This window comes from Paenibacillus brasilensis (assembly GCF_009363115.1).
In the GTDB taxonomy this organism is placed as follows: domain Bacteria; phylum Bacillota; class Bacilli; order Paenibacillales; family Paenibacillaceae; genus Paenibacillus; species Paenibacillus brasilensis.
This window is the reverse complement of sequence record NZ_CP045298.1, coordinates 3,158,579-3,183,783: the sequence shown is the minus strand read 5'-3', so window position 1 is coordinate 3,183,783 and position 25,205 is coordinate 3,158,579. Positions and strand designations below refer to the sequence as shown.

15 protein-coding genes are annotated in these 25,205 nt (G+C 37.4%); 2 read left to right on the top strand and 13 right to left on the bottom strand.

Annotated elements, in window-relative coordinates; translation table 11 throughout:
- Positions 1–503: 503 nt before the first annotated feature.
- The 12 genes from GCU48_RS14930 to GCU48_RS14880 form a co-directional block, all read right to left on the bottom strand.
- The gene (locus tag GCU48_RS14930) at positions 504–1,811 is read right to left on the bottom strand and encodes a phage portal protein (protein ID WP_152380521.1); all 1,308 of its coding nucleotides are present in this window, start codon (positions 1,809–1,811) and stop codon (positions 504–506) included.
- A 202-nt stretch (positions 1,812–2,013) separates the two neighbouring features.
- Entirely contained in the window at positions 2,014–2,817 is an 804-nt protein-coding gene (locus tag GCU48_RS14925; RefSeq protein WP_244315666.1) for a hypothetical protein, read from the bottom strand.
- An 85-nt stretch (positions 2,818–2,902) separates the two neighbouring features.
- Positions 2,903–3,178, bottom strand: a complete 276-nt coding sequence (locus GCU48_RS14920) for a hypothetical protein (protein WP_152380520.1) — start codon at positions 3,176–3,178, stop codon at positions 2,903–2,905.
- Positions 3,179–3,295: 117 nt separating this feature from the next.
- Entirely contained in the window at positions 3,296–4,057 is a 762-nt protein-coding gene (gene terL, locus GCU48_RS28005) for a phage terminase large subunit (RefSeq protein ID WP_244315664.1), read from the bottom strand.
- Between the two features lie 33 nt (positions 4,058–4,090).
- Entirely contained in the window at positions 4,091–4,819 is a 729-nt protein-coding gene (locus GCU48_RS28000; RefSeq protein WP_244315662.1) for a hypothetical protein, read from the bottom strand.
- 202 nt (positions 4,820–5,021) lie between these two features.
- Positions 5,022–5,867, bottom strand: a complete 846-nt coding sequence (locus GCU48_RS14910; RefSeq protein ID WP_152380519.1) for a tyrosine-type recombinase/integrase — start codon at positions 5,865–5,867, stop codon at positions 5,022–5,024.
- A 159-nt stretch (positions 5,868–6,026) separates the two neighbouring features.
- Entirely contained in the window at positions 6,027–6,770 is a 744-nt protein-coding gene (locus GCU48_RS14905) for a transposase (RefSeq protein WP_152380518.1), read from the bottom strand.
- Between the two features lie 168 nt (positions 6,771–6,938).
- Complete coding sequence (locus GCU48_RS14900) at positions 6,939–8,045, bottom strand: SDR family NAD(P)-dependent oxidoreductase (protein WP_152380517.1); 1,107 nt, start codon at positions 8,043–8,045, stop codon at positions 6,939–6,941.
- A 426-nt stretch (positions 8,046–8,471) separates the two neighbouring features.
- The gene (locus tag GCU48_RS14895; RefSeq protein ID WP_152380516.1) at positions 8,472–9,737 is read right to left on the bottom strand and encodes a DNA modification methylase; all 1,266 of its coding nucleotides are present in this window, start codon (positions 9,735–9,737) and stop codon (positions 8,472–8,474) included.
- Between the two features lie 964 nt (positions 9,738–10,701).
- Positions 10,702–12,540: a DNA primase family protein gene (locus tag GCU48_RS14890; RefSeq protein WP_152380515.1), complete on the bottom strand. Its 1,839-nt coding sequence runs from the start codon at positions 12,538–12,540 to the stop codon at positions 10,702–10,704.
- 19 nt (positions 12,541–12,559) lie between these two features.
- Positions 12,560–12,757, bottom strand: a complete 198-nt coding sequence (locus GCU48_RS14885; protein ID WP_152380514.1) for a hypothetical protein — start codon at positions 12,755–12,757, stop codon at positions 12,560–12,562.
- An 84-nt stretch (positions 12,758–12,841) separates the two neighbouring features.
- Positions 12,842–16,363: a hypothetical protein gene (locus GCU48_RS14880; protein ID WP_152380513.1), complete on the bottom strand. Its 3,522-nt coding sequence runs from the start codon at positions 16,361–16,363 to the stop codon at positions 12,842–12,844.
- Positions 16,364–16,581: 218 nt separating this feature from the next.
- Here GCU48_RS14880 and GCU48_RS14875 point away from each other — a divergent pair, with 218 nt between their 5' ends.
- Both GCU48_RS14875 and GCU48_RS14870 read left to right on the top strand, forming a co-directional pair.
- Positions 16,582–17,982 (top strand): hypothetical protein, encoded by a 1,401-nt coding sequence (locus tag GCU48_RS14875; protein WP_025715971.1) that lies wholly within the window; start codon positions 16,582–16,584, stop codon positions 17,980–17,982.
- A 16-nt stretch (positions 17,983–17,998) separates the two neighbouring features.
- Complete coding sequence (locus tag GCU48_RS14870) at positions 17,999–19,255, top strand: hypothetical protein (protein ID WP_152380512.1); 1,257 nt, start codon at positions 17,999–18,001, stop codon at positions 19,253–19,255.
- 276 nt (positions 19,256–19,531) lie between these two features.
- Here GCU48_RS14870 and GCU48_RS14865 read toward each other — a convergent pair whose 3' ends face one another.
- Positions 19,532–25,084 carry a DUF3320 domain-containing protein gene (locus GCU48_RS14865; RefSeq protein WP_152380511.1) on the bottom strand — a complete coding sequence of 1,851 codons (5,553 nt, stop codon included), beginning with the start codon at positions 25,082–25,084 and terminating at the stop codon, positions 19,532–19,534.
- Between the last annotated feature and the right edge of the window lie 121 nt (positions 25,085–25,205).

The following is a 25,205-nucleotide window of genomic DNA, read 5'->3' as shown; positions in this document are numbered from 1 at the left end:
CATGCTCAAGATAATCATGTAACGCATTAGAAAACGCAAAAGTGACGAAAAGGTACGAACATACCAACTCCTCATTTTTGCCTATTTTCAACCCTTTGTTTATAGGGATTTTTCCACCTCTAAAGCGTTACATCGAGTCGTCTTTTTGTCTGAACTTCCGAACACGTATCCTAATATTTTCTTTTCTCGCCTTACCTCTACACTTCTCACAATATTTCTGCCGATTCGAATTTGCCGAAAATGTTCCTCCGCAACGTGTACAGTTCACCCTCGATTTCGCTGTCTTAAATTCAGATTCTACATTCCGATCAGACTTATACTCTTGATCCAGCTTCTCATCCATTGGCAAAACTCCATTTTCAAAATAGGTACAACAGGGAAGAGAATCATCTTGAGCGAAAAATACACATGGGCCATCCTGTAAACAGCAATAGCTTGGGATACCATACTTCGCTCCGAAATAACAAGCACAATTATTCTTCACCAGCCGCTTGATCCTATTTTTATTCTGCATCCGATTTCTCCTCAGCCGTATCTACTAATCGTTGCTGCTCCGTATGAAATTTATTGAATTCCAGCTTCGGATTCTCCACAAATGGAAGCAATGTAAGCAACGTTTCCTGAGAGACCACTTCTTTCAGTTTCACAATCACATCAGCCATCCCAACCAAATCTGTCGGCAAGTTACGAGTAAACTTCACCGCGATATCACGGTAATCATATTGCACACCTTCTTTAATGTGCAGAAAGGTAAAGAAATTCCGTAAACGCTGCTTGATTGCCTTTTCCATTAAGGCTTCACGCATTGCTACTCGATTCTCCAAATTCAGCAGCTTGTTTCTCAGAGCTAAGGAAGATGTATTGCTGGCCCAATTCTCATTAAAATTAACCTGATCCATCATGTCAAAGATTTTTCGTTCAATATTGTCCAATTCATTCTTCACAAAAGAATCGTTAATCTCCTTCGTAAGCCAGCTTACCTTTCCTCCAGCGGGAACCTGAATAATCCCCATCTTCTTCATATTCAATAAGTCTTCTGCTTCCAGCTTGGCATTCTCGATCACAAGATAGGCGTTGCGATGATCTGCAATTTCATTGACCAAATCGGAATTCAGCGCATTATAGGCATCAAATAAAGAAATCACATCATGGAAGCCGCTTTTCCTCTCCGTATTGGCTGGACAGGAGATAAGTGGGACTCTTCCAAAGATGTGATTATGTTTGCCGATATATTTTAATTCAGGTGCTTGGTTTTGCTTACTCTGATTAGGTTTACTATCGCTGCCGATTGTATAGTGTAGAATCTCATGGTCGGTATACACGTCCAAATACACTTGCTTATCGAATCGACGGGTAAATTTATGTAAGCCAAGTAATACATTTCGTTCTGCTGTTCCATCCTCCAACATATACGCATTCAAAGGAGATAGCACCGTGGCTGAAAACTGGCCATCCGAGTCGATATAATTCAACTCAAAGCTCTCTCCAAAGATTTCGGATTGTTTTCGAAGCTGTAGATTATGCTCCTTATCCCAATGACTCATATGTACATCGATATTATGTATGGCTTCATCCTGATCCGACTTGGACACATAGTTTACTGGCTTACCGAGCAGATAACCAACTTCATTATCCACGAACTTACGAGGGAAATTGAAAATGAGCTTTTGGTTGCTGCGACTTTCTTGCATCGCATAGTTCTTAAGAATAGCATGCTGACCATTGTAGTAATCTGAATATTTCTGTTTAGCTAATGCAATCGAGTGGAGTTCATTTAGACACTCCAATACGATTTGTTCGGTTATTTGCAAATAGATTCTTCCTCTCAAAATGGGCTGTGTAATTTTTGCTTAAATAAATAAAGAACCACCTTTAATAAGATAGTTCCTTGTTGAACTAACGTTCCCCGTTAGCTCAATTATGCTAATTTTAGAATAATATTAAGCTATCTCAAAAAATCTGGATTTGTAATCAGCACAGGATCGTATTCCGTTAATATTCAAATGCTTCATCTCAGATCTCTTTATGCCCAAATGATCGGATTACCTGTCTGTAAGGAAGCCTCAACAGGCTTCTTAATACTCGCGCGGGTCGAGAATCAGATCCCTTTAGGTTTCTCTTTACGACCTGAAAAGATTTTGGATAATACAGCTCATCGATTCCCCATATCTTTCGGCTTAGCGGATATGAAGATTCAAAAATTCGTCCCATCTCCAAATCATGAAATCTTGCATACTTATGCTTCCGTCCTTCTTTTTCAACACTCAGTACTTCCTGGGCGAACGCTACTGAATGAAAAAGCTCACGATGACCTCTGTCTAGAATACAGAATCCTCGGTCATTTAACTGATAAGTGTGCTCGCCTCCAGATGATAAGAACCACTTATCCTCTCCAGGAAGAGATCTCCCATATTCATCATAAGATACAGTATCTACGAGGAAAGTCCCTTGCAGCTTGCTTGCTCCTGATTCAAAAATATCCAGTTCCTTTAAAGCTTTTTCGGCCTGATCAGCGGAGAGTAACTTCCCCCCAATTGAAATTAATAATGGGAATTTGTCCTGCCCCAACCGATCAATGATTCCATAAAAGAAATTTCCTCCTGCGACATTAAAAACCCGGTCTTGATAATAGTAAAAGCCTTCATGCTCGCAAGCGTTCTCCCGCCACTGCTGATAAAGCTCATAGATTTCGTCATTTACAGATTCCAGTATGTCGATCCCTTCGTCCGTAATTTCCAGCAAGCTTATATCAAAAGGGGGAGGCTTAACATTTCCTTCCTTCACACAATTGCATACTACATAAGCATCCAGGCCCATATTCCCGCTCCTTTTCAAGTCCACTGAGTAATTTTTATATCTTCCATTGATCGGTTATAAGATTAAAAGAATAAACTCCGATTAACTAAGCATAATATCCACCCTTTGTAGGATATTCGTGATGTTCAAGATAATGTTTATATATCTTTCCAAATACTTTGATGGCCTTAGCTTGAGATTGGTTGTCATTCTTTAGTTTCACTACTTCACCAATTGGTGCTTGCATCGATATTTCCCCATTTATCAACTTGGGTAGATCAATCTCAAAAATTCCATCTAATTCCTCCAAACAGTTTCCAAATTTATACAAAGCAACAGTTCCTCTTATTTCAACTAACTCGTAGTCCAAACAAATGGCCATTTGTATCCCCTTTCCTTGCAACAATACAAACAACTAATTGGGTAACTGGTTAAGTTATCCTTCCCATTAGCTTAACAAAATTGGATCAAAATAATGAATGAGTATCTAGCGAAAGTCTCAAAATAATAAGCCTCGATCATAAAACTTTAAACTCTTGACCGACTGAATCAATTGAACAGCCCCATACAAACTATCCGGCGCATCATCATATTGGCAGTTTCGGTTATAATCCTTTATCTGGTTATTATATCGAATATTATCTGCATTGAACAGAATATGACCTTTCTTCACTTCCGGCTCCAAGCTAATAATACGTTCATGTTTCTGTCCCTTGGAATGCACACTTTCTACGGGTGTATGTATCTTCGCCTTCCATAACTCTTCTTCAAATTTTTGCTTCATATAGCTCTGCGCTTGATTGACTTCAAAACCAAGCTTATCTACAGGGTAAAGCTTCAACTTCTCAATAGCCACTTGGAACAAACCATCCGGCAGCAGTTTATAGATATTGCCATCCACCACATACATTTGCTTTGTTTTGCGATGCTGACCAATAATTGAAATCGCAGAATAGTCATTTTTCTTCCCAGCTTTAATGGCTGGATCAATATACATGGCGATTTCTATTTCCTCAAACTCAGGCAACCTGTCCCAATACATGAGATTTTGAAATATGTATTCGTCTGTTGAACGTGGATCATTTTGTAGCTCTTTATAGAAACTCTTTTCACCCATCGCTTGCTTTTTGCACATCAAATAATAATAGTCCAAATACTCGTTCCATAGGATTTTCGTACCCTCCAGCATTTCCTCCTCATTCGCCATAAAAAAAGACAAGGCAGTATTGATCCTGTCCCCGTCTTGCAAGTTATTATACATTCGTTCCCACTCTGACCATAGATCATCTCGTTCTTAAAATTGAAGCACGGCTGCTTTACGGACACTTCGCACACCTGGTATTTTACCTTTGAGCAAATCGGCCATAATATCCTCTTCGTTTAGAATGGTTCCACAGATTTGAATATTCGTATCCCTTGTGCCAATAGGTAGAATGACATCTGTAAATGTATTTTTAATCTGTTCTCGTTTTGCTTCAGATCGAGCCGTATCCTCTTTGAGCAAATCATCCATCAATACCAGCGTAGAACGATGATGCTTGTAATGGATACCTCTCAAGCTACCGTCGATGCCACGAATCATAATGCAAGAATCTAGTCCACCTTTACTCTTCAGCCATATTTCATTGTTGTTCCAACGGCTCCCTTTACGAATCCCAAAATCCTCAATCAACATCGTATTCGTTTCTAGCTCATCTTTGATCATATCGAGGAACGGCAATGCAATCTGCTCTGTGGCAGATATAATCAATGTAAACTGAGATTTATCATATAAAGTCGCATACAGCGGAAATAAAAAAGAACTGATCGTTGACTTTCCATGCTCCCTTGGGAGTCCGAAAGCTGTAATCAGTCCTGTATTCGCAAGCATATGTCTTAATTCCGAAAATAACTCTTTGTGAAACTGTCCAAACGCTCGATCAAAGTATTTAGGAAAATAGGCTAAAGCGAAAAATTCGATGTCCATCTCACCGATAAGCTTTCTTAGTTCGGAGAAGCTGAATGTCTCGATCAATTGTTTCATTTTCGGTGGTCTAAAATGCTTCTCCATATACTGCTTAAGTAGCTCAGCTTGGCGTTGTTGTTCTTGGTTTATCGTTTCAATTGTTGCGGCTCCTTTCTCATATTCACTATAAAATCATCACAAAAATTTCTGCGCCCTTTGCTGGCGGCTCCGTTTATCTACATAGAAGAACCCCTCCCTCCACGACAAAAAGAGTGGCTTCTCACCACTCGATATTGGCCAAAGCTTCAACCATATCCTGCTGTGTTGTTAGTGTATAGATATTGGTGGTCGCTACGTGGTCATGTCCAAGGATTTGCTGGATGGTCGTCAAGGGAGTCGTTTTCACCAGCTTATAGCCAAGTGTATGTCTAAGCATATGTGGCGTCACCTTCACGTTGATTCGATCCCCATATTTATTCAGAATCAGGTTGATTGCATTCCGTTCCAATGACCCTCGCTGCCCAATACATAGATATTGTGATTCCACTTGTGGTCTGACTTCAAGATATCGGGTAATGGCTTTTCGCACTTCCTTATTTAATGGAATAGTACGAAAGGAATTCCCTTTACCGAATACCTTCAATAATCCTTTGCGTTCACTGATTTCAATATCTTTCAGCTTGATACCAACCAATTCGCTAACCCGTATTCCTGTTCCCAGCAACAATTCAATCACACAGATATGCATCCGATTGCCCATACGGTGAATTTCATTCCGCAGCTTCCACAAATCCTTTTCCGCTAACCCTTTGTATTGCCGAACAACCTTGTTCCTAACCGCTTCGATATGTATTTCTTCCTTAATATATCCTTGTTGGTGCATCCACTGAGCAAATACGTTGATACTGGCAATCTTGCGGTTGATGGTGAGTATCGCTTGGTTGGTGCTTTGCAGATATTTCTTGTACTCCACGCCATCCAATTCAATCCACTTGTCCAGTCCATATTCCGTTTTCCTTTGATACCAGGTTATAAACTGCAACACGTCCCGGATGTAGCACGAAACTGTGTTCTTGCTTCGATCCTTGCTCCGTAAATGTGCTTCAAACCCTTGAATATAGTCCATATTCGCCCCCACCCTTCGCTTGTGTGTCACATCATACCGTTGATGTGGGGGAAAGTCCACTGATTGCATAACTTATCTTATGCACTTAGTTTGGGCAATTTACAGGCTCATTCAGGGCTGAAACTGGCGTTTATCTATGCAAATACTGACGACATAACGTTACGACTGCGAATCATCCGGCTCTATATATCCTTCCTCCATTTCGACCGATTCCTCAATAGCTTCATAATCGGCATCCACTACATCGGCTTCGATCATATCCAGGAATAGCTGCTTTCGCTCCTGTTCCAGTGCCTTCGTATTGACCACTAGCTCACGGCGATCATTCCACTCGTTGGGTGCGCGGTTCTTTAAGTAGAAGATCATCGCTGTCGGATTGGGAGGCTGATATCGTTTTACCTTCTCGATACGCGTCTTCTTTTTTCCATTTTTGTCCTCTTCAATGATCGTTTTAATTTCTTCATACTCATAGCCCGTAGCAGCTTTCAAAAGTGAGTTCTCCACGTGTGAGATAGGGACAGATCTGCTCCATTTGACTAGTTCAGCCAGCATCGGATGCTTATCAATATACTCGTACCAAGTCGTTTTACCAATGTCGAGTTTCTTGATAATGTCCTCTGCATTAACGCCTTCTTCGAACCATTGTTGAATCTCCGCTAACCGAGGATATACATGAGTTTCCCACTTGGTTGGACGTTCCAATGCTTCCGCAAATTTGGGATGCTTCCTGCGATAGTCACCTAACGTCCAGATATGAATATTTAATCGCTTAGCAATCTCCTCATCTGTTGCCCCCTCACGTACCCAAACGGGAATATCCCTGAGCCTTGGTACAACAAATTGATCATACTTGGTTAGTATCTTTGGCTTGTTCCTTTTTGGTTTTTCATTATTTTTGCTCATCTTCTGTTCACCTCCAGCACGAAAAAAGGGAACAGCCAACTATCGACCATCCCCCATATGTATTCTAGCTTACCCTAACAACAATCCACACTCCTCTATACGAGCTTTAATATAGAGGTGTACAAGGATAGTCTCTGGCTACCCTCGTTATAATAATATGAATATCTTTTACCAATCCACTTGTTTATAATCCTTTAAAAATACACCCGTGAGTGGTCTCTCTGCATCTTTTCCTTCATAGATTGGATCGCAAATTCTAGCAGCAGCATCATTAAAATCCAATGGTAGATTAATCTCCCGACTAGCCTTTACCTGTTCTGGAAACTGATTCGATACCCAGCCAGGATCTACGCTAGTTACAAATATTCGATGCTTTTTATACTCTTTAGACAAGGTTAGGGTCATCATATTAAGCGACGCTTTTGCCATGTTGGTGTGGACATGATATCCACCTTTTCTCTTCATCTGAAAGCGGCCTTCTGCCGCAGATACGTTAACAATAAATCGATTTTGATTAGGACTCCTCATCATAGTATCCTTCAACTTTGTATTGAGCAAAAATGGAGCGGTCACGTTGATTAGCTGAACTTCGAGCATTTCAACCATGGAAATTTGATGGGATTGAGCTGTCCATGAATTTTGAAGCGAATGATTGGGACTTATTACTCCCATTTCTTGATTAAAAAGCTGTAAATTTTGAATATCTTTTGTTTCATTCGCAGATTTATCAAAGTAAGAGATAGTCGTGCTGTTAGCGAGTAAATGTTGGTTGTCCATTATTTGTTTTTGGAGTTCCACTTCATTTAATTTTAATTCTTTATAATCCTCTTGTGACATTCTTACCGTCTGAGCAGCATTATTTATAATGATGTCGATGTAGGGAAACTCTTTATCTATGAAGTGGGCAAACATTTCTACCCTTTCAATTTGGCGAAAATCTAATTCGTAGATATGGATGCGATCTTTCCAATTTTCAAAATCAGGCTCTTGAATATAACGCTGTAGTGCATCATACGGAAAACGGGTTGTCAGAATGACTCGTGAACCGTCTCGTAATAGGCGTAATGCTGTATGATATCCTATTTTTGTTCGTCCACCTGTAATCAATGCGATGTAAGATTCTAAATGATGCTTGGCTAGACGTTTTTTTTCATTGTATTCACCACATGATTGGCACAGCTTTACATAATGTTCATGAGCTACAATATTTGATTCTTTACAAACATAGCATCTATACTGTCTGCCTTTATCGTTTATTTTTTCATATTTTCTCATTTTATCACCTTAAATATTATTTACACATATAATAACATATGGTACAATTTTCTTACACAGTAGCTTAATTAAAGTGCCCGCCTTTCACGCGGGAGAATGAAGGTCTCAATCCTTTCTGTGTATGGTGATAGTTTAAATGAAAACACCTTCCCGTCAAGAAGGAGATGGAGGTCTAACTCCTCCTCACCTTTAAAATTAAAGTAGGATGGTCCTTAATTCTCGCTTTCTTGAGGGTTAGGGGCTTTTTTGTTCTCATTGAAATAAGCTTAATTTTAACTTATCGTAGCAAATTGATATAAAACATATGGCTTGACCTAATAAAGTCGGCTTATATCAATTAAAACTTCCATGTTCTTTCAAACTATAAAATCTACACTTAGTAATTTCGGTATTTCCTTGTTTATAATTTTTGTGATGCTATACACCTTATAAACTCATTATATGCTCACTAATTTTGGATTTAGCCACTACTTCTTGATAGCTATGTTGCTTATCTTCCCGAATCAGATATACGCCGCTATTGTCGCCAGCATGGGCAATATACCGCTTCACAATCACATCTACATATTTGGGATCAAGCTCACTCGTATAACAAAGCCGATTTGTTTCCTCGCAAGCAATCAACGTTGAACCAGAACCACCAAATGGATCAAACACAATATCACCAAGCTTGCTCGAATTTTTAATCGGGTAGCTAATCAAGGGAATCGGCTTCATGGTGGGATGATATTCATTGCGGAAGGGGCGATCAAATTGCCATAATGTCGTCTGCTTCCGATCACTGTTCCAGTAGTGTCCACCTGTCGGCTTCCAACCATATAATACGGGTTCGTGCATCCAGTGATAATCACTTCTGCCCATTACCATTGCTTGCTTTGCCCATATACAACATTGAGACAGTTTGAATCCGGCTTCAATAAATGCCTTCCGAAAATTTAATCCTTCGCTATCCGCATGGAATACATAAATACTCGCTCCATCATCAGCAACTTCAAACATTTGAGTATAAGCAGCCAATAGGAAATTATAAAACTCGTGATTGTCCATTTTATCGTTCTCTATTTTCAATGCATCCTTGGTTTTACCTGTATAATCTACATTATAAGGTGGATCAGTTACAATAAGCTGAGCCTTCTTACCATTCATCAATGTCGCGATATCCTGTGGATTAGTCGAGTCACCGCAGATGAGTCTATGCTTACCAAGTAGCCAAATATCACCTTTATGAGTGACCGGATGTTCAGGTAATGCTTCTTCTACATTAAAATCATCCTCATCATCGGCTGTATCTTCATGCAATATATCTAACAACTTCTCACACTCACTCATATCATATCCAGTTAAAGAAAGATCATAATCAGCTAGTTTTAATTCTTCCATTTCCTGCGCCAACAATTCAAAATTCCAATCTGCATACTCAGCCGTTTTGTTATCGGCTATTCTGAAAGCTTTGACCTGTTCTGGTGTTAAATCATCCACTAATATAGTTGGTACTTCCTTTAGTCCAAGCTTCTTAGCTGCTAACAGACGAGTATGACCTGCTATGATTTCATTGTTACTGTCAATCAGAATTGGATTTTTAAAACCATAACTCTCAATACTCGTTGCTACATATTCTACAGCTTTCTCATTATTTCTGGCGTTTTTTATGTACGGTATTAAAATTTCTACGTTTACGAATTTGATTTCCAATCCACTTCATCCCCCTTTCTACCTTCATTTTTAAAAAGGCTGCAATCCAAATCCAGATGCAAAACACAACAACTGCTGTGACAACTCGTGATATTTCTACACTTATTGCTTGTAACATTAATAGCATTCATATTTCTCCTCTCTAAATGAAAAAGGAACCCTAGCCAGCAGCCAGAATTCCCGTGTAGTCTAATTTGTAATTGTAAAACTGCTCATTGTGTCACGTGACACATTTCAACTTTGAAGGTTCAAGTCCTCAATTCGTGTAGTTTAAAATTTTGCAAATAATAGTCCAATTCAGCAAGATTAATTTGAATATGTAAATTGAAAATTTTCAAGTGGTAATCCTAGTCAATAACATGATTCTGATTATGTATATAATATTTGCTGAATCTATAAATAATCTATTTGTGGGATAGGGGAAACTCTCCAAAGATTTTCCTTCGTTTCGCTTGAGCTGTACTTCGGACAAATATTTGCTGCCGCCGTTTCCCCTCCCACACCCAACCCCATTGCGGCTTATTAAGTTCACTTTCGCAACTCCAATCATCCCTTTACTCTAAAATTCATGGCTGAACAAATATATTCAATTCCACTTCCTCTCTACGAGCTGACAAGCCCACCATATAAACTCGATATACAAACATGTTTCTTATTCTCCGTCCGTTTGTTTCCAATTTTATAATGCCGAATTCCTATCTTCGATTCAATTTCTCCAATATAATAGCGGATTTTTAAAAGCTGTTTCCATGTTTCCAGTTTTGAGCACTCCTTATCATATATACACTCCTCACCAGCACATAATATTCGATCAAATATTATTATATGTATTCTCTCAAGAGTTAAAAAAACAGGAAACATGGAAACAAACTCATGATTCTCTATGTAAACAAACTATTTTTCCGTTTCCAATTGTATGCAAAACAGAAAACGAACAGGAAACAGATGCTGCAAACAGGAAACATTATATTTTGATACCAAACCAAAAGGGAACTGAGCTGCCACTTATTGTTTTGGCCTTCTTCCGGTAAATCTTATCCTTAAGTTTTGCATCGAGATGCTTATTAAATTTAGTCGTCGTTTCAAGTTTAAATCCACCTTGTTTACACCATGCAGCATACTTGGCATACAACCTTTTGCATTCAATTCGGCTTTCATCCTGTTTTGAAGCTTCACTTTCAATTTCACATTCTTCATCTATGAACAGCATAATGGTATCCGACTCCATTTGATACGTTTTAACTTGATCCTTAATCGTTTGTGAATACGAAAATCCACCTTGTTGTTCGAGTCGTCTTAAGCCCTCAAGTGCATAATTTAATAGTGTCGATAAAGCGGATGGAGTCGTCAGTTTATGAATTAGTTTCGTATCCTTTTGTTGATCTGTAAATTTACGAGTAAAAGGAAACACCGTCAGCCTTCTAAAAAATCCGTCACTGTTATCACTACTTTTCGGCAACTCATTGGCGCTGAACAACAATTTACAAAACGGCTCAAAGTTAAAGGGATCTTTCCCCTTTTTTTCTGCGTTTAATCCTTCACCACTGGCAAGCACCTTGAGGTTCCCTGTTGAGTTCAATGCATCCGCAGGGATACCTGTAAAGCAATTCAGCACTTTTCCATACAACTCGGCAATCTTAAACCGTGATCTGTCTCCTTCTAAATCCTGAATTTTAACTTTGGATATATTCGCCTTGCCTATCATTGCTTCAATCGTTTTAATCAATACCGATTTCCCGTTGCTTCCCGTACCTGTGAATAAAAATATTTTTTCATATTCCAAGGTGGGAATCAGGAAATAGCCAATCATTTCAAATAAAGTTGCATGCGTATCCTTTTCCAGTACAGATTCGATAAACTGAAGCATGACAGGGTCATTGGCCGTAGGATCATATAGGACAGGAAATTGAATAGTGCTCCGTCTATCAGGCGTATGCTCCCTTAACTCTCCCGTTTTCCAATTCAACAAACCGTTTTTCACATTAATATAGTCGTCCAACAGATTCATTTGGGTTCCTGCAATATAACTTTGGGCCTCTATGTAATAACGTGCTTCCTTAATCCGACTATGGCGAAATTCATTATCCAGCAGGGTAACGGATAATTGCTCCAGGTGACGCTCACCATCATTGACATATACGCCCTGATCATATCGATACAAAAACGTACCATCAGAAAAACATTTCATATGCTGATCTAAAATATCTTTGGCATACCAAACAGGTTGAAATTTCTTATGCGTTCCGTGAATCTCGAAGTATTCCATATAATTATGCTCAATTGATTTGGGAGAATTCTCTCCTGCTGACTCATCATCGCGTTTGAACACATCTGGAAAATCCACATAAGATGTAAGCTTAGAATTGCTTTGACTCTGGTAATACTCTTCCTCATGAGCTAACCATTCTTCATATTGTTCGGCAAGCCACTCTTGATATTCAGGATCATTCGCTTTCCGTTCTTCCTCTGCAATCCGTTGTTCAAGTTCCCAATTCTCAAAAAACGCGATCTCCTTCTTGAAATACGCTCGTTCCGAATCGGTCATATATTTTTCGTCCGTGTATGTCCACCACGTTTTGCCACCATTATACGAAAACTCCAACTCATATGGAGAATAATCAAACTGTATCCGATACTGTTTATCGATATCTTCCTTGGTAATCGGCTTCCACATACCATCTATCCAAGCCTCTACTTGTTTGCTATTGCTATTTTTTCGTACAGCCACCCGTTTTCCATTAATGGTGAATTGGTCGGTATAATATTTGTGTTTATCATCGTGTTTTTGTAAAGCTATTGTCATATTGTTATGATCCCCCTTATTAATAGATGTTATCGACTACCTGTTTAAATTCGTTATATTGTTCCATGGCCTTCCTTAATGGAAGTGAATCCTTGAATATAAATACTTTCCGATTGGAATCCTTTAAATCTACTTTTTCATCCATTTTATGAAACCGATTAAACATCAACCACCCTGCCATTCGAGACTGGGTAATGACAATGGTATAGCTATCCATATTTGACCTCCACATATATTAATGATTGGAATGTGAAAGGTTAATCCCCCCACATCCCTCTCTACCGGCTGGCAAGCCGCATCGTTAAGCTCGGAAGTCTGCCTGGAAAATGATAGAAGCGTTCGTTGTCTTTATAATCTGTTTAATGGTTATCGACTTGTACATATAGCAATTGAGGATGGAATCTCCTGCTTTGCGAGCAATACTCAATCCTTCAGCTACGCCAAGCCAGCCACGGTCATCGAACAGGGTGTATGTCTGACCCACCATTTTCTCAGCTACTTCTTTGGGATTCCATGTCCTCTTTTCGCTGCTTACCAAGGAAATTTTATAGTCGATGAGATCACCGAGCTTCGCATCCTGTCGTTTGAGGTACTTGTCAGGGATGCTCATATCCTTGCCTTCAGGCCATTGTAACGTGTAAGCTTCTCGTTTCATCACCGTGGCATAGTTATGGCCTAACCATTCAAAGGTATGTTCATCACTTTCTTTTGCCTGCTGGATATATACTTTATCTTTGTCCTCATAATGAAGCTGTACATTTTGCAGCATTCCTTCACTGGCGACCACCCAACAAAAGGAATAATTTTTATTCGATTTTTTCGCTTTGGAGTCCACGTAAGTCTTCCGCACAGCAGCCGTAGCAAGTAGAGAAGGACAATCGCATATGCTTTCTGCTGCTGCCTTCGTTTCCCGATATAGCTCCGCAAATTTGGCATCCACTTCTTTTCGCAATCGCTTCTGCTTCTCGTCTGATGCGAATGGATTCAGGCTTTGCTTCTCTTGCGTTAGCTCTCTATTTATTTGCAGGAACGTATCATAAGTTGTCTTTAACGCATTGATGGTTTGATCCACATACACTGTATCCAAGTTAGGATTTTGAAAATACTGATAGATATTCTCAAACTGATGTTTCCGAATTTTCCGATCCGTATCGTCTATCATGATTCGATTTATATATTTCTTAAATGAAAACATGGACTCGGCAAGCAGATCTAAAGCCGAGATGTACTGACGATACTTGTTGTAGGTTTTTCCGTCTTTGAAAAATGTAAATTGTGGCTTCAACGTTCCAAACCGATATTGAATTACATCTGGAATGACAACTTGGTCGAACAGACCCGATTTGGAAGCATCTATACATAGGGCCTGCAAATGCTTCATGATCGCAATCGGAAACTTGTATTGCAATAGCCTACCCTTCGCGTTAGCGATATTTTCAATCGTCGTATTAATATCGGTGATTTCTCCCGTTTTATCTTCAGAGCGAATAATAAAATCAATAACATTTGCCTTGTTCCAATCCTGTGAAGGAGCGGTGGATTTATCTGCATCGTTGACTTGTACCAGTGAATCGATCACATAGTCTGCCACTGATACTTTAGCCTGAGCGGGAAAACGTTCCGCAAAATGCTGCTGAATATTCTCATTCAACAGGTCAAGCCGATTTTTACCGTGGTGTTCACTTTTTTCGTTATTAACCTTAAAATTGTACTGCTGAAGGTATTCAATCTGAGTTTCGACCAAATTTAATTCTGTAGACAAAACCAGTAGTTCATCGCCGTCCCTGTCTGCGCCGCCAAGACGATCTGGCTCTGTCCCCAAAGGAAGCTGCACAATATTGTCGATATGACGAATAAACTCAGCATCCTCACCTTCATAATCCACAAATGTGGTTCGGGTAATTTCACTGAAAGACATGATCGGATTTCTCGCAAATAGATTCTGACCTAATATTGCGCCGCCACAGTAACTCTGCTTGGCAGACAAAAACCCTGTATATTCCCAAGTGTGATGATCCGCTGCCGCAGCGTAAGACAAAAACGCTAAAATATCTTGTGTCACATACAGATACTTAGCTTCAATATAAAATTTACCCAAGCCCATTTCATCTATTTTATGATCAATTACTTCCTTGATCGTTTGCCTTACTTTATGATCGAATGCCAATTTTTTATTAAGTTGCAGAGCATGAATGGCATCGCTACACTGTTTACCAATTCCATTATCTGAATTTTCCCGATACACCAAGTGCAGGAAGGCTTGCAAATAGCGGAGACCTTCCCAGTCCAACTCCTCTTTGCGATAGATACTTAATGCCCGATATATAAGGTCACCCTGGACATGGGATAAGCAAACGACATCTCTGGCTTGCAGATCAAGAGCCAATAACAGCTGATACGATGATTTCCGGTATTGTTCATGTACTGGCTTGGCAACATTGGAGATCCCTATCGCATCATAGCCATACTCTATCAATTTAGACTGGTACACTGCTATCGAGGGAAATAACCAGGCTTTCTCCTCTAAACCGTCTGGCTTTTCTCCGATCACTTGTAGCTTCGCTTTAAAGGTAGACTCGGTGGTCAAAATATCAATTTTGTCTGCATCATGCCATGTTCCAAATATATCCTGAATCCGTTTCACATTATGCTTACGGAAATATCCATGAAAATCTACACAAGGAAAGAAGCCTTTGATTGCTGGCAAGCGTAATTGATAACCTGTAATCCTATAGTCTACCTCTAGGAAACGCTCCATTTTCCGTCCTAACTCTTTTGAGACCAAACCCATACCGTCAAATACATTTTCCATGACCGTATGATTTTTTACTTCAGCTAATTGCAACCCTGTTGACCATGGAGTGATGGGGAGTTCTTTTTTCTCATACGGCTCAGTCTGGTCGATTGTCCATACAGGAACCGAAACGCCATCTTTCTTTTGGACTTTCCATACAGGCTTGCTAAGGTGCTCTAAGCACACTCGTCTGCTATTCTCTTTTTCCCAACGACCAGTCGTTTTGTATTTGTCTCTATCGTTAGGTGCGATAGGAAGTTCGATTTTATGCTCTTTGACCTTTTGGCTGATTTTTTGGCGCTCCTTTTCATAGTGTTGTTCTTCTTCCATATAGGCTTGAAGCTTAACATATCTGCCCTCTTCTTCGGGTGTGCGATCATATGGAAGGATCATCTCTACATCTTCCGTTACTGGTATTTCTTTATCGGGGAGAATACAGATGGCCAATTGCTTCATATCTACAGGAAATAGATATACGTCTGTTGTCGTTAAGGCATTGCGCGTCAAGTTTTTAGATACGGTGCACTTAGTTGGTTCGGTTCCAAGGGAAACATGCGCTTTCAATGCTTCAACGTATTTCTCCAGTACAAATAGCTGACGACATTCTTTGTTTTGAACACCGGAAAGGACATTATCCAAAAATACATAAGTATGCCGAGCAATCTCTTGACCGTTTGACTTTGTATAAATGGCGGTAAAGCCCTTTTCCAGTAAACGTTTGAGTTTGTCATTGTCCTCTTCACTACGTCCACGTCCAGTCTCGATGGTCATGATTGGGAGGAGATTCTTCTTTTTTCTGATCGGCTTGCTATTATTGGATTTTAGGTTGGAAGTATCTTGATTGGTTATGTACTCTGGCGTAGCATCAAATTTCTTATTCATTATTTTCTCGTGTAGAATGTAATACATGAAAGTTTCACTTGTTTGCTTGGCATCTGCTAAAGTGTAGGCCAGTGAAAATTCTCCGTTTCGTTCTGTTACATCGCCAAGTTGATATTGCCATAAGTGGTACTGTCTTTTTTTGATCATGCGAATCCTCCGATATTATTAGTTTAAACACAGAACTAATGTTCCTATTTTATTATACCGAATATACGTTCTCATTTGAATAGTTAGTGTAATATAATTTTTGAAGTGGAAAAGAGTTTTTGGGGGAGGAAAGCGAAAATAGAATATAATATCTATAAGGGACTAATATCTATTAAAACTCTAAAAATATTTAAATAAGTTTTCACAGGAGGAATTTTATGCTTAAAAATACAATCTCTTATGCTGGAGAAAATATTCTAACTGTTTACCATAAAGGTTTTGATGAAGACGTAAAAAATCGCCATTTAAAAACCAAAGAAAAACTGGGACGTTTTCAACTGATTTTTGAAGAAAAGGTTGTTCCAGACGAAGAAGTCGAAAATATTTCATATAACGGTTGGAAAATGGAAGGACTATTAAGCCAAGGGGCTGTTTTGAATCCCTATCGCAAAGGAGCCTGCGCTTTTGTAGAGCAATTTATATCTCTTGATAAACCACGCCGTCTTTTTTCCAATACTGAAGAATATTCGTTAAAAGTGGATGTTCCAACCTTTCAACAAATATGCTCTTTTATTGAAAAATACATAGGAATAGACCTTTTAAAGGCCCCTCTATGTTTTGGTAATACTTTCATTTACGAGTATTCGCCCAGAAACTTTCATGCATATAAAGAAGATGGAATTGTAGTTAGCAATAAGAGACATTGTGATACTATTATTGTAAATTTCAAAAAAGATGATCTGGTTGTATGCACAAAAATAATTCATACTACTAATTTTCCTCAAGAAGAAGATATTATAATTTTATCTACAAGTTCTTGGAATAATTACGATATCGAATTGTACGCTGACGGCAAATTGATCTACTTTGATAAGGATACATATTTTATGAGAAGTTTAAAAATAAATGCGACAATAGGTCGTCAGGGCCATACTATTCCCTTAAAGAACCTAGGCAAAGAATTTAAAACAATGAATTCAGGGAAAGAGCAGATAATAACTAACATTACTTCAGAAAATAAAACGTTTGAAGAATTGAAAATTAAACATTCTGAATCAAACATTCGTCGAAGGCTGAATGAAGAAGAAGTCGATGATTCCTTTCTGTTCATTAAACCAAATGAAGTCCAAAAAGCAATGGATTTTATAAAAAAAGAACTAGAAAAACCATGCAAAGAAATCTGGTTTTTCGATTCTTATTTTTCTGATCGTAACGGAGTTAATTATTCAATAGATTTAATTAGAATTTTTGCTTTTTGCCATGCAGAAGAGAAACATATAATTTTTCATAATAACCCTAAAAAAACTGAGCACAACCCTATAAGTGCAGCAGAATTTGCTACTATCGCTAAGCAAGATTCTGTTATACAGTCACTAAAAGGAACGGAGCCACTAAAGATTCAGTTTTACCAAACTAAACAACGTATTCATGATCGTTTTTTATTCATCATAGATAAAGAAGGATTTATAACAGGAATAACTATAGGAACATCGTTAAACTCTTTGGATAGCAACTATTTTTGCATGTACAAGTTGTACAAAGGAACTGCTCGCCATGTTTTTGAGGAACTAAAAAAATTCACTATTTTACCTCACATTGTGGAAAAATCAACTATTTAAATTAGGAGAATCCAACATGATGGATATAAAAATACTTGCTGAACTTTCTGATACTATCTTTGGTCACTGGAATGGGATTCAAGAATATAGAGAAGTTAAAATGCATCTGAAAAGGCTTTTAGGAAAAAAATCAATCTCGAATTTGTTCGAAGAATTCAAAATATTTATGAATTCCTTACCAAATGAACATTTAAAGAAAAAGCCTATCTATACTGCTATCTTTGTTCTAGCACTTTTTGGACAAAACTTGGACGAAAGTGAACAAATACGAAAGTACTTAAAGAGATATGAACTTATCTCCCTACTCTACGGGGGCTTAGCGGTGCTAATTAAAGGAACCAAACCAGATTTTGTAATACACATCTCAACGGGAGACGGCCCTTTCCGAAATAAATACCAGTTTTTAAGAAGATTTGAAGGGGAGTTTGGTTTTTGGGACTACATAGAATTTTTTATGGCTGCAAAAGTAATTTATGAAGAGGACAAAGAAAAATTTAGATGGTTAATAAAAGAAGACAATTCACAACTCTTACTTTTGAACCTAACTTCATATAATCCTGAAATTGAAATTCCGGAAGAATGGATTATAGATTTAATGAAAACACAGGATCAACTCCTCCAAAATATTACTTTCTATTTATTGACGAAAAAACTTAGAAGGTACATAGAACGATTGTCAGATGGTGATCGTTATCAAGATACTAAGGGAGAAAAAGCAGCTCGAAATGAACTATACACTGGGATCGAAGCTGAACTTAGGAAAATTGAGTATGCTTTATCACAAGTTGATGACCGAACACAAGTCTCACTATTATTTAACTATATTTTAGTCGAGAAAAAGTGGCCAAGGCGTTTTTCGACCTGGTTACTAGACCCAAAGGTATGGTTGATATTATCAAAAGAGATAAGGGATAGCAAAAAAATTAACACATTAGAGGAAGTATTGTGCTCCCTAGAAGTTATAAAGAATAAGGTAAAAACTTCTCACAAACCATATCGAAAGGATATGCTCTATAATGCCACAGTAGAAGTTATGCTTAATTTTATCGGAGAAAACGTTGGGATTTACGAGTGGACCGAAAAAGAAAAAATAATTTTCAAACAAATTTGCGAAGTCTTGCCTAAATCAAGCAGAACCAAACTGAAGAAGCGCTTGTATAAGGAAAGCCAGCAATTATGGACTTGTAAAATCGACGAGTTAATTCGCTTTGATATTTATTGGAGAGATCAAGCTAAACAAAAAATTATCATGGGTATGTTAGCTCAATTATAAAAGAGAAGATTGCATAGGGCTTTGAGTGAAAGAGAGGTATACCTATGATTTAATTAAAAAGAACAATTAATCTCGCAAGAAGCGCATAACTAATCAAAGAAGTCATACCAATACTCTATTAAAAATACTTATATCTTGAAGAGACGGTTACTAAGGAAATCGACTATATAGAAAAGGTGCTTCCTCTCACAGAGAATAGATCTAAATAAAATTGAACAAAATTGTTGCCAGATCCTATTTATGGAGAGGAAGTCGCTTTTGCTTTACAAAACTACTTTAAGATTTATAAAGATATTTATCTGCTAATAAAACAATCTTTCCATCCAAATTTTGAACTACACCAGTCTGAATGAGATGCTGGCAAGCATTTTCCATTGCTTGAAGTATATTCCCTCCAGTTCTGCTAAAGCCAAATGCCCGTGCTGTAACTAAATAAAGGTCATTAGATGTAATTCCAATACTATTACTAACAATCTTATGCATAGCCGCAGAAAGCTCTTCTGTGCAAATATGATGAATTGCTCTTACAGCAATATCATTTGATAAAGGAATCCGTACAGAGAGGTTCTCTTTGTCCTTTATCCAAATGAATTCCCCTTTACGTATTAATTTTTGTTCAAGATAATTATCAATTAAAAAGCTAACAGATTTCCTGATTTTTACGGTCACCTTTTGATTTCCAAATAAACCAGCTACTCTCTTACATAATAGTTCAAAATGTATCGGATGTTCTATTTGAACAACATGATGGATTACTTTAGTAAAGTAATCTGTATTATCTGAGTTTCTTTTCACTTCATGGATATTTGCTTCTTTATAGTAAGCAAATGAATACGGATTATCATACTGGATATCATCGTTGGACATAGGTTTTTCAAGAACTTCAATATTTATTTTAGGAGAAGATAACCTATCCTCAGATTCCTTTGGTTTAAAGCCGGTTTCAACGTATTCTTTAGTCGCTTTTTCAACAGCTTCAAGCAATTTTTTTCCCTCTGTTACCGGGTCCTTAATCCAATCAGTAGACCAAATCCGATAAATTTTCCATCCTATGTCTTCCAAAACTGTTTGACGCAACCTATCACGTTCTCTGGCAGTTCTAGCAGAATGATATGTGGCTCCATCACATTCCACTCCAAGAACAAATCGCCCATTTAACGTGGGATGTTTGACAGCCAAATCAATCCGATAACCGGAACAACCAACTTGCGTTGATACCCTATATCCTTGCTTCAACAAAAAATCATAAACAGACTCTTCAAAAGGCGAATCAACATTAACTGTATCTGAATAACTCAATTCCTGTTGCAACACTTCAGGTCCATTCATTGCAAATTCAATATAAGATCGTAGCATTTTTACGCCCTCTGCCTTCGTACTCTCCAACTTAATATCCGTAGGGCGAATTGATCCGACTAATTTTACGTTATATTTTGCTCTTGTTATAGCTACATTTAATCTTCTGTAACCACCGTCTCTACTTAGTGGTCCAAAATTCATATACATAACCCCATGTGGGTCTTTGGCGTAACCAATACTAAAAATTATTGTATCTCTCTCATCTCCCTGAACATTCTCCAGATTTTTAATGAAAAATGCTTCTTCCTTTTCCTCGTTGAAATATCTTTCATAATCTTGATTCTGTAAACGCAACTGTCTAAGGGCAGTTTCAACTGCCTGTTGCTGAGACTCACTAAAAGTGACAACACCCAGTGATCGATTGGGAAATTTATCAAAATGATTAAGTACCAACTTAGCTACTTCTAAGGCTTCATTCACATTACATTTCTTTCCTCCCCGATCGTAAACTCCATTTTCAACATAAATATACTCAACACCATGATCAGGAACCTTATCAATATGTGAAGGAAATGTAATTAGATTATAATTGTAAATTTTAGCATTCGAGAAAGCAATTAAATGCTCATGCCGACTTCGGTAATGCCATCGTAAGGTACGCTCTGGCAATACTACAATTGATTCATCTAAGATAGACTCAAAAGCATCACTATCATCATATTCACCCTTCTCATCCACACTGTCTATATCATAATCTGCCTCAGATGTATTGGCAGAGAAAAAACTAGTTGGCGGAAGCTGCTTGTTATCGCCAGCAATAATCACTTGTTTTCCCCTCATAATAGCTCCAATTGCATCTTCCGTACAAACCTGCGAAGCTTCATCAAAAATGACTAAATCAAATTTATACTTATCTGCTTCTAGGAATAAACTCACCGAAAGAGGTGACATCATCACGCAAGGCTTTAAAGTAAGCATCAGATTCGGTATGGATTTAAAAAGCTTACGCAAAGGTAGTAATTTGCGTTGTTTACTGAGCTCTCGTTTTAATATGCCCACTTCATCTATTGAAGTGGTAGGCAAATTTGGGTCTGGAAGCTTTGAAACAAGCCGTTCTTTTACTCGTGTACGAGCAAGAGAAAGTTGACTTAAATCAAGTCTACTAAAATCCTGGATAATCTCTGCATGGCTACGACTCCGAAAAGTATTAACCGTTGGGAATTTAAGAATAACAGAGTCTACCCATAATCTGTAAAACCGTTTCAAAAATGCATCAACAATTAAATCTTTGTCAATTTTAAGTTCCTCAACCTTTTGAACGTATTCTGATAGTCCCTCCTTGTTACACTTGTCTCTGCAACTTCGAAAATCAATCCATTCTTCAAGAGAGGAGATATTATTTAAACAATTATTTATTTTTAGTGATATATCAGATAATGCTATCTGTTGTAATTCTTCTTTATTTACAAAAAGATCGGCATACCATTTCCATTCCACTTCAATCTGACTGTAACTAGACTTTAACCTTTCTAAAGATTCAGATACTTTTTTAACAAAATTCGTGTTAGAACAAATGCCAATAATAAAGCTTTGAGGCAATGTATACTTTTCATTAATTTCTTTTAATTTTCCAGTCCAAGAAAGTGAATCTAGAATCGAATTCCAGTCTGTCTGAATACCTCCAATAAAGAAATTTTCATATTTTTTTTTAAGGCTTTCATTTTCATCCTCAATAGTATGATCTATGAGTTGAAGTATCTCTAATCTTGACAAATGATCTATAGCTTCATCGTATGAGATTTCCTGATTACTATATTTAGTGATTTCTGTATATAATCTCTCTAGCTGTTGAAACAATTTAATTGCGTTTGTGATTATTTCCAGAAGATCAGAAATCCCCATTTTCTCGAATTCAGTAGTAAAGGAAAATACTTTTTGAAGAGTAAGTAATATATCACTTTCCTTTATAAGTCCCACCTTTTCAAAAAGTTCTCTATTTCCTTGGGAATTCGTCTCACTACTACACAGAAAGTTCTTTAACTTTTCAGGAACAGAATCCTTTGAAAACCAGTCTATAATGATGGAAAATTGATCTAACGAATCGTTCAATCTCTCCCAATCAGTCAGTTCCCCTAAGTAATGACTCCCTAATAACTCTCTCAGTAAATTATCATTTTCTTGTAACCATGACTTCCTATCCTGAATTTCTTTTAATTCACTTAAGATTGTAATAATGTTTTGATCATCAATTTTCTTTGAATTTCCTTTATATAAACTACGTATCAATTTTTTATCTTTTCTATAATTTTTATTAAACACTTTAAACCATGATGAGTATTCAACCTTAAATTTCCTGAGCATTGTGTGAAAATCCAATTCAAAAATCTCCGAATCGAACCGATCGGTCACAGAATGAATCAGACCATTAATTTGCGAATATTTATTCCTTGCTTCATTGTATACTTTCTTTACGGCACTATATTTACTTGGATCGAACCATGCTTCCGTTGGTTTAGGATTCATAATTACGTGGTCGAGCAATGTACACAAAGACTCAAGACCAGAAAATGTATATTTATTCGAAATATCAAAAATTTCAGTAATACTTTTTGCTGCACCATAAGACAAAGTTATTTTCTCAGATATTGATGTTAACCCATTTATAACAGAATTGCTTAACTTAACAATGTCCTGTTCATGAGGGAAACTTGTTTCATTTAGTGATAACTTTAATGTACTGATTGTCGATAAAATCTGCGTTTTAAGAAATTCAGCATTCAGATTAAAATAGCCGGTATGGTGAAAATCAGTTAATTTTTTATGATGTTTCTCATACTCCATTTTTAAGTTTAGATACTTTTCCGCCTGTTCTATTAGAGCAGTGATATCTTGTCCAGTAACCCATTGAACTGGAATTCCTGGAGATTTCTCAGACACCTCCAGTATCTCAATTAATTCATTAACAGCAATTAGTGAAGATTTCCTATTAAATTCATAATAATCATTAATCAATTTAAACTGTTCAGTAAGCATATCAAATTTAGGTGACAGCTTTCTTAAATAAGTTTCAATATCATGACGTAGTTCATGAGAAACCATTGCTATGATACAGTTTCGCCACGGATTTAAAGTGTAATCTCCACTCATTTTACCAATAGTTTTAGAAAACTCCCCAAGTAAAAAAGTATAGTCGTTTAATTTTTCCGACGTAGTTCCTCTCAAATCGTCAATAGAAAAAATTATATCAGGAGATTCATAAAGTTTAGCCAATTTTCCAGTTATATAGTACAGTGTCTGGTTAAGTGGCTGAATAGGCGTGTGCAGTTCTGCTACATATCGGTTTAGTTTATCTCTCTGTTTCTCAAGGAGGTCAAGTTGAGAGAATGTATCATCCTGAATTCTGAATTTATTTAAAGCCAGTGTTTTTCCTAGATCATCCAAAACTCCCTTCTTACTAGCTTTATGACTATGTAGGTTTAGACAAAATTCAGTTAATCCAACTTGAGATAGCCGTTTGTAGACTACTTCAAGAGCGGCCATTTTTTCAGAAACAAATAGAACACTTTTTCCCTCTGCAAGACTTTCAGCGATAATATTGGTAATCGTCTGGCTTTTCCCCGTACCTGGGGGGCCTTGAAGCACAAAACTGATACCTTTTTTAGCATATAAAATGGCATCCTGTTGACTAGAATCCGCATCTACTACTTGATACGTATCTATTGCTCTCGTTTTTTTATCATGGTCGTATGCATTAAATTCCATCGGTAATGTTTTAATCTGTCCTTTATCACCGGATAATGCGACTAAAAAAGGATGTGCCTTCATTCTATCTTGATTTTTATCCAGATCTTCATACATATTGATTTTCAGAAAAGAAAGGAGGCTTAAACCCGTTTCATTAACAACTTCCCATTTATTCTTAGTAATAAACTTATTGATATTTTTCAAATATTCCCTAATGTTATCCTCATGAGCATCAAAATCAGGTAATATAACGCCAAAATCATGTTCCATTTTATATTTTAATGTCGGGTTTACAACAATTTCATCTTCAGCAAGCAGTAGTACAAATGGAGAGCTAATCGACTCTAATGTAATCGAGACCGGAACCAACACTATTGGGGAAGTAATTACTTGATCAGATCCTGTACTTTCTGTCCATTTAAGAAATCCAAAAGAAAGATAAAGAATATTAATACCTTGTTCTTCCAAAGCTATCTTGGCTTTATTTCTTAGATTTCTTAATGTTTTTTGTTGCTCTTTAAGTGATTGGTCAGTTTTGATGTCACCTAAAGAAATTAATGAACCTTCCATTTCGTCTAAATCATCACCATTAAAATCTTCATATTGGAATGGAAACTCCAAAGAATTCTCGTTTAAAACTAAATTCGCGAACAATTCATCCAGATCAGGAAAAATTATCCTTATGCTAGATCGTTTAGTTTCTCTATAATTAATCAGTCTGTTCCTTTTACCCAAATCAAGAAGACGTTTTTTCCAATTATCTATACGGACGTCAATTGAAGCCATGATACCACCTCTTATTCTTTACCCATTCTAATAAAACTTTTGAAAAAAAAAGCTAGTGTAAGCTATTCAACAGTTCAACTGGAAATCCCCCTATTCGACAGGTTCCTCCACTAGTATACAT

Excerpts from the sequence above, each read along its gene's own strand:
- GCU48_RS14925 (WP_244315666.1), bottom strand. The coding sequence starts at position 2,817 with ATGGGCCTGGATGCTTATGTAGTATGCAATTGTGTGAAGGAAGGAAAT.
- GCU48_RS14920 (WP_152380520.1), bottom strand. The coding sequence starts at position 3,178 with ATGGCCATTTGTTTGGACTACGAGTTAGTTGAAATAAGAGGAACTGTT.
- terL (WP_244315664.1), bottom strand. The coding sequence starts at position 4,057 with ATGTATAATAACTTGCAAGACGGGGACAGGATCAATACTGCCTTGTCT.
- GCU48_RS28000 (WP_244315662.1), bottom strand. The coding sequence starts at position 4,819 with ATGAAACAATTGATCGAGACATTCAGCTTCTCCGAACTAAGAAAGCTT.
- GCU48_RS14910 (WP_152380519.1), bottom strand. The coding sequence starts at position 5,867 with ATGGACTATATTCAAGGGTTTGAAGCACATTTACGGAGCAAGGATCGA.
- GCU48_RS14905 (WP_152380518.1), bottom strand. The coding sequence starts at position 6,770 with ATGAGCAAAAATAATGAAAAACCAAAAAGGAACAAGCCAAAGATACTA.
- GCU48_RS14900 (WP_152380517.1), bottom strand. The coding sequence starts at position 8,045 with ATGAGAAAATATGAAAAAATAAACGATAAAGGCAGACAGTATAGATGC.
- GCU48_RS14890 (WP_152380515.1), bottom strand. The coding sequence starts at position 12,540 with ATGACAATAGCTTTACAAAAACACGATGATAAACACAAATATTATACC.
- GCU48_RS14885 (WP_152380514.1), bottom strand. The coding sequence starts at position 12,757 with ATGGATAGCTATACCATTGTCATTACCCAGTCTCGAATGGCAGGGTGG.
- GCU48_RS14880 (WP_152380513.1), bottom strand. The coding sequence starts at position 16,363 with ATGATCAAAAAAAGACAGTACCACTTATGGCAATATCAACTTGGCGAT.
- GCU48_RS14875 (WP_025715971.1), top strand. The coding sequence starts at position 16,582 with ATGCTTAAAAATACAATCTCTTATGCTGGAGAAAATATTCTAACTGTT.
- GCU48_RS14870 (WP_152380512.1), top strand. The coding sequence starts at position 17,999 with ATGATGGATATAAAAATACTTGCTGAACTTTCTGATACTATCTTTGGT.
- GCU48_RS14865 (WP_152380511.1), bottom strand. The coding sequence starts at position 25,084 with ATGGCTTCAATTGACGTCCGTATAGATAATTGGAAAAAACGTCTTCTT.